Origin of the sequence: Flagellimonas iocasae (genome assembly GCF_042682725.1) — a bacterium.
In the GTDB taxonomy this organism is placed as follows: Bacteria; Bacteroidota; Bacteroidia; order Flavobacteriales; family Flavobacteriaceae; genus Flagellimonas; species Flagellimonas iocasae.
In genome coordinates, this window is the sequence record NZ_JBHUHU010000003.1 from 1,367,618 (window position 1) to 1,382,511 (window position 14,894).

13 protein-coding genes are annotated in these 14,894 nt (G+C 42.5%); 2 read left to right on the plus strand and 11 right to left on the minus strand.

All coding sequences use genetic code 11. The features are described 5' to 3' along the window. Positions 1 to 37: 37 nt before the first annotated feature. From asnS to rplM, 8 genes are all read right to left on the minus strand, one after another. Positions 38 to 1,471, minus strand: a complete 1,434-nt coding sequence (asnS, locus tag ACFSJE_RS13310) for an asparagine--tRNA ligase (RefSeq protein ID WP_379831458.1) — start codon at positions 1,469 to 1,471, stop codon at positions 38 to 40. A 90-nt stretch (positions 1,472 to 1,561) separates the two neighbouring features. Beyond that, positions 1,562 to 3,958, minus strand: coding sequence for an efflux RND transporter permease subunit (locus ACFSJE_RS13315; RefSeq protein ID WP_379831459.1), 2,397 nt, complete (start codon positions 3,956 to 3,958; stop codon positions 1,562 to 1,564). A gap of 74 nt (positions 3,959 to 4,032) precedes the next feature. Then, on the minus strand, positions 4,033 to 4,587 hold the full coding sequence (gene frr, locus ACFSJE_RS13320; RefSeq protein WP_379831460.1) for a ribosome recycling factor: 555 nt from the start codon (positions 4,585 to 4,587) through the stop codon (positions 4,033 to 4,035). A gap of 42 nt (positions 4,588 to 4,629) precedes the next feature. Next, entirely contained in the window at positions 4,630 to 5,337 is a 708-nt protein-coding gene (gene pyrH / locus ACFSJE_RS13325) for a UMP kinase (RefSeq protein WP_379831461.1), read from the minus strand. Positions 5,338 to 5,477: 140 nt separating this feature from the next. Next, a complete protein-coding gene (gene tsf / locus ACFSJE_RS13330) occupies positions 5,478 to 6,302 on the minus strand; it encodes a translation elongation factor Ts (RefSeq protein WP_379831462.1) in 825 nt (274 codons plus the stop codon). Between the two features lie 81 nt (positions 6,303 to 6,383). Then, positions 6,384 to 7,496 (minus strand): 30S ribosomal protein S2, encoded by a 1,113-nt coding sequence (gene rpsB / locus ACFSJE_RS13335; RefSeq protein WP_379831463.1) that lies wholly within the window; start codon positions 7,494 to 7,496, stop codon positions 6,384 to 6,386. 210 nt (positions 7,497 to 7,706) lie between these two features. After that, the gene (rpsI, locus tag ACFSJE_RS13340; RefSeq protein ID WP_067746428.1) at positions 7,707 to 8,093 is read right to left on the minus strand and encodes a 30S ribosomal protein S9; all 387 of its coding nucleotides are present in this window, start codon (positions 8,091 to 8,093) and stop codon (positions 7,707 to 7,709) included. Continuing rightward, positions 8,093 to 8,548: a 50S ribosomal protein L13 gene (rplM, locus tag ACFSJE_RS13345; protein WP_379831464.1), complete on the minus strand. Its 456-nt coding sequence runs from the start codon at positions 8,546 to 8,548 to the stop codon at positions 8,093 to 8,095. Before rplM ends, rpsI begins: the two co-directional genes overlap by 1 nt. 245 nt (positions 8,549 to 8,793) lie before the next feature. Between rplM and ACFSJE_RS13350 the strand changes: the two genes are divergently transcribed. After that, the gene (locus ACFSJE_RS13350) at positions 8,794 to 11,445 is read left to right on the plus strand and encodes a DUF5916 domain-containing protein (RefSeq protein WP_379831465.1); all 2,652 of its coding nucleotides are present in this window, start codon (positions 8,794 to 8,796) and stop codon (positions 11,443 to 11,445) included. A gap of 69 nt (positions 11,446 to 11,514) precedes the next feature. Further along, positions 11,515 to 11,973 carry a lipocalin family protein gene (locus ACFSJE_RS13355; protein WP_379831466.1) on the plus strand — a complete coding sequence of 153 codons (459 nt, stop codon included), beginning with the start codon at positions 11,515 to 11,517 and terminating at the stop codon, positions 11,971 to 11,973. On the opposite strand, the gene ACFSJE_RS13360 is transcribed toward ACFSJE_RS13355, so the two are convergent. The 3 genes from ACFSJE_RS13360 to ACFSJE_RS13370 are packed head-to-tail and all read right to left on the minus strand — an operon-like array spanning position 11,974 to position 14,781. Next, complete coding sequence (locus ACFSJE_RS13360; protein ID WP_379831467.1) at positions 11,974 to 13,074, minus strand: pyridoxal phosphate-dependent aminotransferase; 1,101 nt, start codon at positions 13,072 to 13,074, stop codon at positions 11,974 to 11,976. A 35-nt stretch (positions 13,075 to 13,109) separates the two neighbouring features. After that, a complete protein-coding gene (locus ACFSJE_RS13365; protein ID WP_379831468.1) occupies positions 13,110 to 13,898 on the minus strand; it encodes a hypothetical protein in 789 nt (262 codons plus the stop codon). A gap of 13 nt (positions 13,899 to 13,911) precedes the next feature. Then, positions 13,912 to 14,781, minus strand: a complete 870-nt coding sequence (locus tag ACFSJE_RS13370; protein ID WP_379831469.1) for a flavin reductase family protein — start codon at positions 14,779 to 14,781, stop codon at positions 13,912 to 13,914. Positions 14,782 to 14,894 lie beyond the last annotated feature (113 nt).

Below are 14,894 nucleotides of genomic sequence, written 5' to 3' on the forward strand. Positions count from 1 at the left end.
TTTACAATCGTCCTTCTTATAAAATTAAGAATTCCAATTAAAACTCCGCGTTCTGGGGTGTTCTAGGGTAGGGGATTACGTCCCTAATATTACCCATACCGGTTGCAAACTGGACCATTCGCTCAAAGCCAAGGCCAAATCCGCTGTGCGTGGCAGTACCAAAACGTCTTAAATCCAGATACCACCAAAGCTCTTTTTTATCGATGCCCAAATCCTCAATTTTTTGTTCGAGGACATCCAAGCGTTCCTCACGTTGGGAACCGCCTACAATCTCTCCGATACCGGGGAAAAGCACATCCATGGCGCGTACGGTTTTTCCGTCCTCATTCAAACGCATATAAAACGCCTTGATGTTGGCTGGATAATCAAAAAGGATAACGGGACATTTGAAATGTTTCTCCACCAAAAAGCGCTCGTGTTCACTTTGTAGGTCGGCACCCCATTCATCAATGGCATACTGGAACTTTTTCTTCTTGTTGGGTTTGCTGTCACGCAAAATATCGATAGCCTCGGTATACGAAACGCGTTTAAAGTTGTTTTCGACCACAAACTTCAGCTTTTCCGTCAAGGTCATTTCTGAACGCTCGTTTTGAGGTTTGGATTTCTCCTCATCCAACAACCGTTTTTCTAAAAAGTCAAGGTCGTCGGCACAATTATCCAACACATATTGGGTAATCCATTTGATGAAATCCTCGGCCAAATCCATATTGGCATCCAAATCGTTGAAGGCCACTTCGGGCTCAATCATCCAAAACTCCGCCAAGTGCCTTGAGGTGTTGGAGTTCTCAGCCCGAAACGTTGGACCAAACGTATATACCTTTCCAAGGGCCATGGCATAGGTTTCGGCTTCCAACTGTCCAGATACAGTCAAGTTGGTTTCCTTTCCGAAGAAATCCTCGGAATAATCCACTTTGCCCTGTTCGTCAACTGGAGGATTTTTATCATCCAACGTGGTTACACGGAACATTTCTCCAGCTCCCTCGGCATCAGACCCTGTAATAATGGGGGCGTGCATATAGTAAAATCCATTCTGCTGAAAATAGCTGTGAATAGCAAAAGACAAAGCAGAACGTACCCGCATCACTGCGGAAAACGTATTGGTGCGGACGCGCAAATGTGCCTTCTCTCTCAAAAACTCCAAGGAGTGCTTTTTGGGTTGAATAGGATACGTTTCCGGGTCGGCAGTACCATGAACAAACACATCGGTGGCCTGAATCTCGACACTTTGTCCCTTTCCTTGGCTTTCTTCTAGTGTTCCAGATATTTTAAGGGCGGCACCAGTGGAGATTTGTTTAAGGATGGATTCATCCAAATTTTCAAAATCCACTACGCACTGCACATTATGTATGGTTGAGCCGTCGTTTAAGGCGATAAATCGGTTACTCCTAAATGTTTTTACCCATCCATTTACTTCAACAGGTTCTCCTACGGGCTGCTTTTCCAGCAATTCTTTTATGGAATAAGATTTCATTGTCAAGCTATCGTAATTTAAGCGGTAAAGATAGGTTTTTGATAAAAAATGAGTGCAATGGAATCGCCATATTTATGGCTGTTCGTCAGATTATTTGTCCTTGAGGTTATCCTCCTCTTGGGGCAAAATATCGATTTGCGGTTTTTTGAGCACTTCCTTATTGGCGATGCTTCTTTCCAAGGATAGGAGCAACGAAGGCAATAAAACAAGGTTGGAAAGCATGGCAAAAAGCAAGGTTGCCGATACCAACCCACCCAAGGCTTTGGTGCCCCCAAAACTGGAGATGATAAAGACTGAAAATCCGAAGAAAAGCACAATGGAGGTGTAGAACATACTCACCCCGGTTTCGCGCAGTGCAGCATACACAGACCGTTTAATATGCCAATTGTGGGTAGCCAATTCCTGCCGGTATTTGGCCAAAAAGTGTATGGTGTCGTCCACTGAAATCCCAAAAGCAATACTGAAAACCAAAATAGTGGAAGGTTTTATCGGCACGCCTAAATAACCCATGACCCCCGCAGTGATCACCAAAGGAAGTAAGTTGGGTACCAACGAAATGATCACCATCCGAAATGAACGGAACAGATAGGCCATGAAAATGGAAATCAATCCAATGGCCAAAGCCAAGGACAACAATAGGTTTTTCACCAAATATTTGGTGCCCTTCAAAAACAAGAGCGCTTTTCCAGTTATGAAAACCTTAAATCGGTCTGAGGGAAAGAACTTGGCAATGGCAGTTTGCATGTCCTGTTCGATTTCCTCCATGCGGTCTATTTTTACATCGCGCATGTATGTGGTCAGTCTTGCGGTTTGGCCGGTGCTGTCCACAAAACTTTCCAGAAGATCACCATCAGTGGATGATTTTCGGGCCACATCCATGATAAAGGTGTTCTCTTGCGATGTGGGCAATTGGTAATATTTTGGGATACCGTTGTAAAACGCCTGTTTTGAATATTTTATCAAATCCACCACCGAAATTGGTCTGGAAAGCTCAGGGATTTCATCAATAACCTGGCCCAGTTGGTCCATGCGTTTCAGCGTAGCGGGTTTAATGACCCCATTTTTTCGTTCGGTATCCACTACAATTTCCATGGGCATAATACCGCCAAACTCCTGCTCAAAAAAGCGGATGTCCTTGAAAAAATGCGTGTTTTTGGGGAGGTCCTCAATCCGACTTCCCGTAATTTTTATTTGGTAAATTCCAATGATGCTCAACACTAAAATACCCACGGTGACCATATAAACGGCGATTCGGTGGTTCCGTACAATATTTTCCATCCGACTCACAAAAAAGTCAATCCACTTTTTGTTGAGATGTTTCAAGTGCTTTGTTTTGGGAAGCGGCATGAAACTATAAATGATGGGAATAATCAAGAGCGAAAGAACAAAAATGCCCACAATGTTGATGGAAGCCACAATACCAAATTCCTTGAGAAGATCGCTATCCAAAATGATGAATGTTGCAAACCCTGAGGCGGTGGTAATGTTGGTCATCAATGTGGCATTACCGATTTTGGAAATAACGCGTTGTAAGGAAAGGGCTTGGTTTCCGTGCTTTTTGACTTCCTGCTGATATTTGTTAATGAGAAATATGCAGTTGGGAATCCCGATGACAATGATCAATGGTGGAATCAAAGCGGTTAAAATGGTGATTTCGTACCGCAAGAGCCCCAAAAAGCCGAAGGCCCACATTACTCCAATGATCACCACGCACATGGAAATGAACGTTGCCCTAAAACTTCTAAAGAAAAAGAAGAATATCAGCGAGGTGACCACAAGCGCAGCCACGATAAAAATCCCGATTTCATCCACAATGGATTTTGTGTTCCAAGTTCGGATATAGGGCATTCCTGAGACATGTAGGTCCAATTGGGTGTCTTGCTCAAAATCTTTTACCAAGTCACCTAAATCATTCAGGATAAACTGATTGCGAACCTCGGTATTCATGATGTCCTTATCCAAATAAGCGATGGTCTGAATGGTGCCGCTTTTAGGATTGTAGACCAGATTATCATAAAATGGAACCTCGGTGAAGAGATGATTGATAAGGGTGTCTATTTCTTTTTGGGTCTTTGGAGGGCTTTTGATGAAGGGTTCCATCACAAAAGTTTGGGTCTCATTGTCCTTCTCCAAAACCCGGAGATTGTCCGTGGAAACCACAAAGTCAATTTCAGGGAAGGCTTCGAGCTGCTTACTCAGTTTGTTCCACCGATTAAAATTTGATGGGGTGAACAAGGCGGAATCTCGAACGGCAAGCACAATAGCATTACCCTCTTCGCCAAAAACTTTAGTAAATGCGTTGTATTCTACGGTTGCAGGGTGATCATCCGGAAGAATATTGGCCTCTGTATTGGAAAATTGCATGTTTTTCCACTGGAGGGCCAAAAAAACAGTGAACCCGACAATGGCAATAAGGATCAAAATCCTATTGCGAAGTATAATTCGTGCGACCTTTGGCCAAAATCCTTTAGTGAGCTTTGCTACCATTTGGGTTTTGTTGGGCGCAAAGGTAGAAAATGATTAGCTGTGTTCCTAGGAAACGCAACAATCAATACAGGGTTTTACACCTTCATGATTTCGGCCTCCTTGTTGGCTAAAATTCCATCAATTTTTTTGCTGTACGAATCGGTAAGAGCCTGTACATCGACTTCGGCATTGCTCAACAAATCCTCGGAAATATCCAACGCCTTAAGCTCTTTGTTGGCCTCTTGTCTGGCACTTCTAACGCTTACTTTGGCGTCTTCTGCCTCGGCTTTTGCCTGTTTTACCAATTGGATTCTTCGCTCTTCGGTCAGAGGAGGTACATTGATGATGACCATCTCACCATTATTCATAGGATTGAAGCCCAAATTGGCGTTCATAATGGCGGTTTCAATTTCTCCCAAAAGGTTTTTTTCCCAAGGCTGTACGGAGATGGTTCTAGCGTCTGGGGTATTAATGTTGGACACTTGGGATAGGGGGGTCTGGGAACCATAATATTCCACCATAACCGTGGAGAGCATCATTGGACTTGCCTTACCGGCACGGATTTTCATCAAAGCTTTCTCTAGGTGAGAAATACTGCCATCCATGCTTTCTTTTGTGCTGTCCAAAACAAATTTAACCTCTTCGTCCATAATTTTTAAATTTTATAATCCAAAATCAAAGCGTGTGCCAACTTAGATGTTGACAACGGTTCCAATATTTTCGCCTGAAACTATTTTCATAAGATTCCCCCTCGTGTTCATGTCAAAAACAACAATGGGCAACTCATTTTCCTGACTTAGTGTGAAGGCAGTTGTGTCCATCACTTTAAGTCCTTTGGAAAGTACTTCCTTAAAGGAGAGTGAGTCGAACTTGGTTGCGTTTTTATCCTTTTCAGGGTCTGATGTATAAATACCATCAACCCGGGTGCCTTTTAAAATGACATCGGCATTGATTTCAATAGCCCGTAAAACTGCGGCAGAATCAGTTGTAAAATACGGGTTACCGGTGCCTCCGCCAAAAATCACTACCCTTCCTTTTTCCAAGTGGCGTACCGCCCGTCTTCGGATGAAAGGCTCGGCAACTTCATTGATTTTGATGGCAGATTGCAAGCGGGTCTCAACGCCTTGGTATTCCAGAGCACTTTGAAGCGCCAAACCATTGATTACGGTGGCCAGCATGCCCATATGATCACCTTGAACACGGTCCATTCCTTGACTGGTTCCGGCAAGACCACGAAAAATGTTTCCGCCTCCGATAACAATGGCCAACTCAATACCCTTTTCCACTACGGCTTTAATATCTTCAGCATATTCGGCCAACCGCTTGGCATCAATGCCATATTGCTGTTCGCCCATGAGTGCTTCGCCACTAAGTTTTAACAGAATTCTTTTGTATTGCATTGAGGGTATCTTGAAGTTCGGACAAAAATAATCAAAATTATTTATGGGAAATGGATAAGGTTAGGGTTGCATACTTTTTAAACGACATAAAAAAAGCACCTGAATTCAGGTGCTTTTTTACATAAATGATATTTTGGAGCTTAGCCTAGGGCTACCCTTTTAAATCCAGTAACTTCCAAGCTGGAATCTACGGATTTAACGTATTGGGCAACACTCTGCTTGCTGTCCTTGATGAAATCTTGGTTCACCAAAGTGTTGTCTTTGAAGAAACGGTTCAATTTACCTTTGGCAATGTTATCCAACATAGCTTCAGGTTTTCCTTCTTGACGCAATTGATCTTTTGCAATTTCAATTTCCTTGTCAATTATTGATTGGTCTACACCTTCTTCGTTAAGAGCAACAGGATTCATTGCAGCGGCTTGCATTGCAACGTCTTTAGCAGCATCGGCAGCACCATCAACATTGGCTGACAATCCAACCAAAGTAGCAATTTTGTTTCCAGCGTGGATGTAAGATCCAACGAAAGGAGCGCTCAATTTCTCGAAGCTACCAATCTCAATTTTTTCTCCGATAACACCAGTTTGCTCGGTCAATTTATCGGCAACTGTCATACCGTTGAAAGAAGCGGCAAGAAAATCATCCTTACTGTCAAAGCCCAATGCCAAATCAGCCAAGTCATTGGCTAATTTCACAAAGCTTTCGTTCTTGGCAACAAAGTCAGTTTCGCAGTTCAAAGAAATAACTACACCTTGAGTGGCGGCATCATTCACTTTTGCGATTGCAGCACCTTCAGAAGAATCCCTGTCAGCTCTGTTAGCTGCAACTTTTTGGCCTTTCTTTCTTAGAATTTCAATTGCTTTATCGAAATCGCCATCAGCTTCAACCAAAGCTTTTTTGCAATCCATCATTCCAGCTCCGGTGGTCTGTCTTAATTTATTTACCTCAGCGGCGGTAATATTTGCCATTTTTTATGCTTTTTAAAATTTATGTAAAGTAAAACACTAAAAAGGTGTTTCGTTTTAGGACAATGTTAAATCAGGTTTGGTTTATTCAACCCCTCCTTTAACGCTGTCTTGCCATTCTTTCAATTCATCCCATTTTCCATCAGCAGCCATTTTAGCTTGCTTTGGCCAAGAAGTAGGATCCAAGTGAGCCAAGTTTGAGCTGGCTTCGGTCAAGATTTCCTTGATTTTCTCTGGGTCGGCTTTAGCCAATTCAGCGTATGTTGCGATACCACTGTTAACAATGGCTTCGGCAGCTTTAGGTCCAATACCTTCAACCTTGGTCAAATCGTCAGCTTTAGGCGCTTCCTTTTTGGCTGCGGGCTTTTCCTCTTTTTTAGGAGCAGGAGCAGGTTTAGCTTTTTTAGCTGCTTTTTTCTCAACTACATCATCGTCATCGTCATCGTTGGAAACGAATTTCTTTTCTACTACTTCCTCCTCGTCATCTCTGTCGTCTTGCTTATCGTTTTTACGCTCAGCCAAACCTTCAGCAACAGCTTTGGTCACTTCTTCCAAGATGGCTTCGATGGATTTACCAGCATCGTCGTTGGCAGGGATTACAAAGTCAATAGGTCTTGGGTCAGAGTTGGTATCAACCATGGCAAAAATTGGAATGTTCAATTTTTGGGCTTCTTTTACTGCGATGTGCTCACGCATGGTATCCACAATAAAGATAGCACCAGGCAAGCGGGTCATATCGGCGATAGAGCCCAAGTTTTTGTCCAATTTTGCACGTAGACGGTCAACTTGCAATCTTTCTTTTTTGGAAAGGGTGTTGAATGTACCGTCTTTTTTCATGCGGTCGATAGCAGCCATTTTTTTAACAGCTTTACGGATGGTGACGAAGTTGGTCAACATACCACCGGGCCATCTTTCAGTAATGTACGGCATGTTTACCTTGGAAACTTTGTCCGCAACAATGTCCTTGGCTTGTTTTTTTGTGGCTACGAAAAGGATTTTTCGTCCAGAGGCAGCTATTTTTTTAAGGGCCTCGTTGGCTTCCTCAAGTTTTGCTACCGTTTTGTAAAGGTTGATAACGTGGATACCGTTACGCTCCATGTAGATATAAGGAGCCATGTTGGGGTTCCACTTTCGTGTTAGGTGTCCAAAATGCACACCTGCTTCCAGTAAGTCTTTTACTTCAATTTTACTTGCCATTTTTTGTACTTAGTTTACGTTCCGTTGTAGTAGCAATGGGTTGGTGGTCACATAATGTTCGCCCAGCCCATTTAGATGCTAAACTAAATTCCAAAAAGTCGAATTGTTTTTCCTTTTTGGAACAACGACAACTTGGTTAAAAATTTAACCCTGAAAAATGTTTCAGGGTTTTCAATGAACTTTATATTGTGGTGCCAAAGCACCGAAATATTAACGTTTGGAGAACTGGAATTTTTTACGGGCTTTCTTCTGACCGAATTTCTTCCTTTCAACCATTCTTGGATCCCTGGTCAATAGACCTTCAGGTTTAAGAACGGCTCTGTTCTCAGCATCGATTTCGCACATTGCACGGGACAATGCCAATCGAATAGCTTCTGCCTGACCTGTGATACCACCTCCGTAAACATTTACTTTTACATCATAAGCATCTTCAGTCTCAGTCAAGGTAAAGGCTTGTTTTACCTTATATTGTAGAGTTCCTGTGGTAAAGTACTCGTTCAAGTCTCTTTTGTTGATGGTGATGTTTCCTTTTCCTTCAGAAACATATACCCTTGCCACAGCAGTTTTTCTTCTACCTATCTTATGAACCACTTCCATTATTTGTAGTCGTTTAAGTTTATTGCTTTTGGTTTTTGTGCTTCTTGACCGTGTTCAGCACCGGCGTATACCTTTAGGTTTCTGAAAAGGTCAGCTCCCAATTTGTTTTTTGGCAACATACCTTTTACAGAGTTTTCAATGATACGCTCTGGGTGTTTGGCCAAAACTTCAGTAGCAGTAGCAGAACGCTGTCCACCAGGATAACCTGTGTAACGGATATATTCCTTATCTGCCCATTTATTGCCGGATAGATTTATTTTCTCGGCATTAATGACTACCACGTTATCACCGCAATCTACATGGGGAGTATAATTGGTCTTGTATTTTCCCCTAAGCAACTTGGCTACTTTTGACGCCAATCTTCCCAAAGTCTGTCCTTCAGCATCAACCAATAACCATTGCTTGTCAACGGTAGATTTATTGGCGGAAATAGTCTTATAACTTAATGTGTCCACTTCTCTAAAAATATTGATTTAACAACCTATCCCGATAAACGGGCTGCAAATGTACAATTATTAGATTGAATTACAAACGGTTGATTGGGAATATTTTTTCTCTTTTTTCATTCTTTGCTTCGCGAGATCAAATTAATAGGCTGGGAAGCGGTTTTTCTGTTAAAAAAAGGCTAAAAAAATACTAGGATGTAACAGTTTCAATATTTGCTGGTCTCTCAGTTACATCAATCAAATCAAAACGAACCGTGAAGCAATTATGCCCAATTCTCATCGGCATCCTTTTCCCAATTTTCGCCCAAGCCCAGGATTCCACCAACGTAGTTCCCAAAAAGATTTATATGACCCAGTCCTTGGGTTCGGAAGCAGCTCCTACTATAGATGGTCAATTGAATGACCCGGCATGGGAGTTGGTGGAATGGGGAGATGATTTTATTGAACAACGCCCTGATGAGAACACCCCTCCTGCACAACAATCGGCTTTTAAAATTCTTTACGATCAAAAATCATTATATGTCGGTATCCGTTGTTTTGATACCGAACCGGAAAAGATTGTCAAACGTTTGTCCAGACGAGATGGCTTTGAAGGCGATTGGATTGGAATCTTCATTGATAGTTACCACGACAAGCGTACCTCCTTCGGTTTTATTGTAACAGCTGCTGGGGTGAAGGGTGATGTGCTCGGTTCCAATAATGGGAATAATGAGGACGATAGTTGGAATCCCATTTGGTATGTGAAGACCCATGCCGATGAAGAGGGGTGGACCGCCGAAATGCGCATACCGCTTAGTCAAATTAAATTTGGGCGTGCTGAAAATCAGGTTTGGGGCCTGCAGATTATGCGGCGGTATTTTAGAAATGAAGAGCGTTCTGTTTGGCAACGTCTTCCCCGAGATGTAGCCGGATGGACAAGCGAGTTTGGCGAGTTGCACGGTCTCAAGAACATTGAGCCACAACGGCAGTTGGAAATTCAGCCCTATACCGTGGCCAAGACCGAAACCTATGAACCGGAGGAAGGGAACCCTTTTCAGGATGGTAGTGAAAGTGATATCACCGTCGGTCTGGACGCCAAAATAGGAATTACCAACGACCTTACCTTGGATTTGACGGTTAACCCGGATTTTGGTCAAGTGGATGCCGACCCTTCTGCCATTGCTTTGGATGGATTTCAAATTTTCTTTCAAGAGCGACGCCCATTTTTTGTGGAGAACAAAAATATTTTTGACTTCAATGTATCCCAATCCGAAGCAGGGAACACCTTCGGTTCGGACAATATTTTTTACTCCCGGCGAATAGGAAGAAGTCCGCAAGGGTATCCCGATACCAATGACGGTGAGTTTGTGGACCAGCCAGACAATACACCTATTATAGGAGCGGCCAAATTTAGTGGAAAGACCAAAAACGGCTGGGCCATTGGTGTACTGGAGAGTGTTACGGCACAGCGGACAGCGACCATTGTTTCAGATAATGATGGACCACGGAAAGAAATGGTGGAGCCTTTGACCAATTATTTTGTGGGACGATTGCAGAAGGATTTCAACGACCGTAATTCATATATAGGAGGGATTTTTACGGCAACCAATAGAGAAAATCTTCCTGAGGAATTAAATTTTCTCCATAAGTCCGCTTTTACCGGGGGGATGGATTTTAAACACCAGTGGAATAATCGGGATTGGTATTTTGGGGGAAATTTCACCTTTAGTCACGTAACCGGAGGAGAAGAAGCTATTCAGAATACGCAAGAATCCATTACGCATTTATTCCAACGGGTAGATGCCGACTATCTTGACGTAGACCCAAATAGAACCTCATTGACGGGTACTGCAGGTAATCTTCAAATTGGAAAACTAGGTAAAGGCAATTTTAGATTTGAAAGTGGAGGAACCTGGCGATCCCCGGAGCTGGAGCTCAACGACATCGGTTTTCAACGGCAATCCGATGACATCCGTCACTACACTTGGATTGGATACCGTACCCTAAAACCGGATAACACCTTTCGGCAATTGGGCATCAATTACAATCATTGGACGGCTTGGGATTTTGGCGGTAACCATAATTACATGCAGTTCAACACCAATAGTTGGCAAAACTGGAAGGGGAATTGGTTCACCAATTTAGGATTGAACTACGCCGTTGTGGATTATTCCAATTTTGCACTTCGAGGCGGACCCAGATTACGACAATCCCAATGGGTGAGCTTTTGGAACAATATTGAAACCGATAACCGTAAAAAAGTGCAGTTTGCGTTTTTTCATAATGGCAGAAAAGCGCTGGACAACTCCTTTAAATCCTATTATATGGAGGGAGGAATCAACTACCAACCCATAAATGCCTTACGAATTTCTGCGTTTCCATCATTGAATATCAACCATGACAAACTGCAGTTCATTGATAATTTTGATGACATCAATGGTTCGCCCAGATACCTCAATGGGGAAATTGACCAGCGTACCTTGAGCATGTCGGTTCGCCTGAATTATACCATAAATCCCAACCTGACCATTCAATATTGGGGCCAACCTTTTATTTCAAGAGGTCGATATTCCAATTTTAAGCATGTGACCAATCCTACCGAGAAAGTGTTTGAAGACAGGTTCATGAGCTACGGACCTGACCAAATTTCATTGACGGATGGGGTCTATTCTGTGGACGAAGACATAAACGGTGTGGAGGATTTCAGCTTTGATGACCCCGATTTCTCTTTTGTGCAGTTCCGATCTAATCTGGTGATTCGCTGGGAATATATTCCAGGCTCTGAGATATTTTTGGTGTGGTCCCAAGACGTATCCCGAAACGGAGATCCCACAAATGGACTTTTACCCAGCTTGGGGGACAATATTTTTGGGCAAAAACCGCAAAATATCTTTTTGTTGAAGGCTACCTATCGGTTCGTATTGTAAAATTTACGTAGTAAAAATACTACACTGTTTTTTTGAACGTTCTCCAAACATATCACTAAAACAAAACTCATGATACGTAAAATCTACTTGCTTTTATTTGCAACTGTTTTAATTTCCTCTTGTTCTTCGGATGATGGAGGTTCCGATGGTTCATCCATTGTGGGCACTTGGGATGCTGTGGAATTCAATACAGCTGTTGGCGCCGATTTTAATCAGGATGGTACTGCTTCGCAAAATTTAATGGATGAAGTAGATTGTTTTGCGTCTACCGTAACTTTTACAGCGGAAGGTGGATATTCCACTGCAACAACAGGAATATATTTTGAAGCAAGTGAAGAGAGTTTTTCCATCACCTGTGATGGTGTTGAAACCACCTCTGGCACCTACGAACTAAATGGAAACACTTTGGTCACCATTGACGAAAATGGTGAGGTTGTGGCAACCGTTACCGTAACCAAGGACAGATTGGTTGTTGAAGGTGACGACGAGGACTTTGGTGAGGTCACCTTGGTTTTTGAAAGAAGATAATTAGGGAAGCATCACCTTGTGCAATGCCTTACTAAAAGCTTCGTTGGCTTCTTGGTTGCCAATGGTGATGCGCACCTTTCCCGGTGCCCCAAATTGGGAAACAGGCCGGACCATAATGCCCTCTTCCATCATTTTATCGGTGAATTCCATTTCCGGAAATGGTGGGTCAATGATAAAAAAGTTGGCCTGGCTGGGCCAATAGGTAATGCCCAATTCATCAAAAACTTGGGCAATATAAGATCTGCCTTCCTTGACTGTTTTTACGGTTTCAGCAATAAATTCGGAGTCATGTAAAGCGCCAATCGCCGCCTCAATGGACGTTAGCGGTAGCAAAAACGGTTTTTGAATCAAACGGACATAGTTGGCAATGGTCGCAGTGGTATATCCATATCCGATGCGTTGTCCGGCCAAACCGTAGGTTTTGGAAAAACTATTCAGCCCGATGACATTGTGCCCTTCCAAAACATAGGGTAGTGCGGTGACATAATCCTCAGCATCCGCAAAATGACGGTAGACTTCATCAAAAACCACCACGATGGTTGAAGGAACTCGAGTCATAAAATCATCCATCACTGATTTTGGAATATAGGTGCCCGTAGGATTGTTGGGACTGGTGAGAAATATCACCTTGGTTTTCTCATTGATGGCATTCAAAATGCCCTCCACATCCAAATCGTAGTTGGGAGCTAACAAGGGAACATCCACTTGTTTGGCACCGTACCATCTGGAAAAAACGGAGTAGGGCAGAAAGCAGGGATTGGAAAAAATAACCTCGTCATCCTCATTGATAAAAGCCCGTAGAATAATATCAATCACCTCGGAACCGCTATTACCGCATAAAAACTGGTCGGCGCTCAATTTCTCATCAAAATCTTGGACCAAAGCTTCGCGTAAACGGATGTCGGTCTGGTCGGGATACAGGTCGATTTTGGCCACGGCCGCTTTTAGGGCCTCCATAGCTTTGGGCGATGCTCCCAATGGATTCTCGTTGGACGAAAGCTTATATATTTTTTTGTTTGAAGGAGGAATGTTTTTTCCACCTTGGTAGACCTCCTTGGGTGCCAAATGGGTTTTGAAAATGGATTCGATGTTTTTTTTCATTTTTTTCAGTAATCATTAAGAAATGTGACTTTATTCTATGCTCTAATGTCCCATTCCAGATTTTCTTCAATACTCAAAGATTTAAAAACTTGAAAAGCAAATTCTGCAAATCTTTTTAATAATGTCTCAAATTTTTTGTAATCCAAAGTGACTAACAAAAACTCATCAGAAATGTTCTGTGAATGAAATAGGAGATTAAAAATTTCAAAATGATGATCTGATTTTTTAATCAAACTTTTCTCAATGTTGGATTCGTTGTGTGTAATAGAATGTCTTACTGCAGATAAAATTTTCCATAACTCGTTGAATCTAATATTGGGGTTGTTCTTTAATGTGAAATCTTTAAATGTTTTTCCGCCTGCCCTTTTGAGAATTTTGAAAAGATTTTCTCTTCCAGGCATTTTTTTTCTTGAGTTTAATGGAATCTGATTTTTTGGAAGTAACTTATTCGCATATTCCTTTATTATTTCATCTCGATTTAATCTGTCATAGAGACAATCTTTTAAGAGTCTTTCAAATGATTCAAAAGATTGAGCGTAAAGAAGGCAAAGCTGTCTTGAGTATACTTTTTCAATTTCAGATTTATAATTGTATTTATTTGTTTGTTTAGTAAGTCCGGTGTGAAAATTTATTTCCCAGCCGTTATCGGATGGGGCTGTCCAATCGCTTATAATGAGGGCGGAAGCAAAATGCATACTGGCTTTCTCAGAAGTGTATAATTGAATGTCATTTTGAAATACTTTATTTACCCGACTGCTGATATGTCGGTAATAAAGAAGTTTTTCAAAAAAGATATCAAGATAATTTCTATACGTGTTTGACATATTTTTTAGAAACTTACAAACCCTCCGCAAACAATAAATACGCCATCGCTTTTACAGTATTACCCTCTTCCAATAGTTGTTTGGCCCAGGTGTGCAACTCGACTTTCGTGGCGTTTTGTACCTCTTGCTTTTCAACGATAGCTTTTATCTCTTTTGCTGACGGAACCATTTCCAGATTCCCCAATCGGCCCAAATTGTTGCCGGTGAGCACCTCACTTTCCCGAATACCCTTCGGTAGAGCATCCACCCCAATACCATGGGTGCGGATGGGTTTTGGGATTTCAAATAACGATTCCTTTATGGCGCGGATATACCAATTGCCACCCATACGTCCCACCAAATCCAATTTTTCGGTGTCCAGAACGCCATCAGTATAATAGGCATCGTCCACATGGATCATTTCTACCTGCGCGATTACCAAATTTCCGGCACCTGGGGTTTGGGCAAGTTCCACCACTTCCAAAACTTTGCACTCGAAGGATACGGGGGCTTCACCCACCCGCGGGGGTTTCACTTTTACGCTGGGCACTTCGGTAAAACCGGCTTTTACAAACTCGTTCACCCCTTTGTCGTAGGCTGTGCTCGAAAGCGACATTTGCTCCGCCATGGCATGGTTCACCACATTAATGACCACTTCCGGCACTTCAATCACATTTTGGTGGGTGTGCTTTAAGGAATTATCCCGACCGCTTCGCGAAGGAGAAAACACCATGACCGGCGGACTGGAGCTAAACATATTGAAAAAGCTGAACGGACTTAAGTTCACATTTCCTTCTTTGTCCACCGTACTCGCAAAACAGATGGGTCTTGGAGCTATGGCAGTGGACATCAGCGTGTATAAATCTAAGTTGTTGGATGTTTTAGGGTCAATGGTTTTGATCATAAAGATTACTTTTTGTCATTCCTGCGCCCGCCTGCGGCAGGCAGGAAGGCAGGAATCCAACTTATTTTTACTTTAGGTGACTGAGCAGAGTCGAAGTCACTATTCTAATCCAG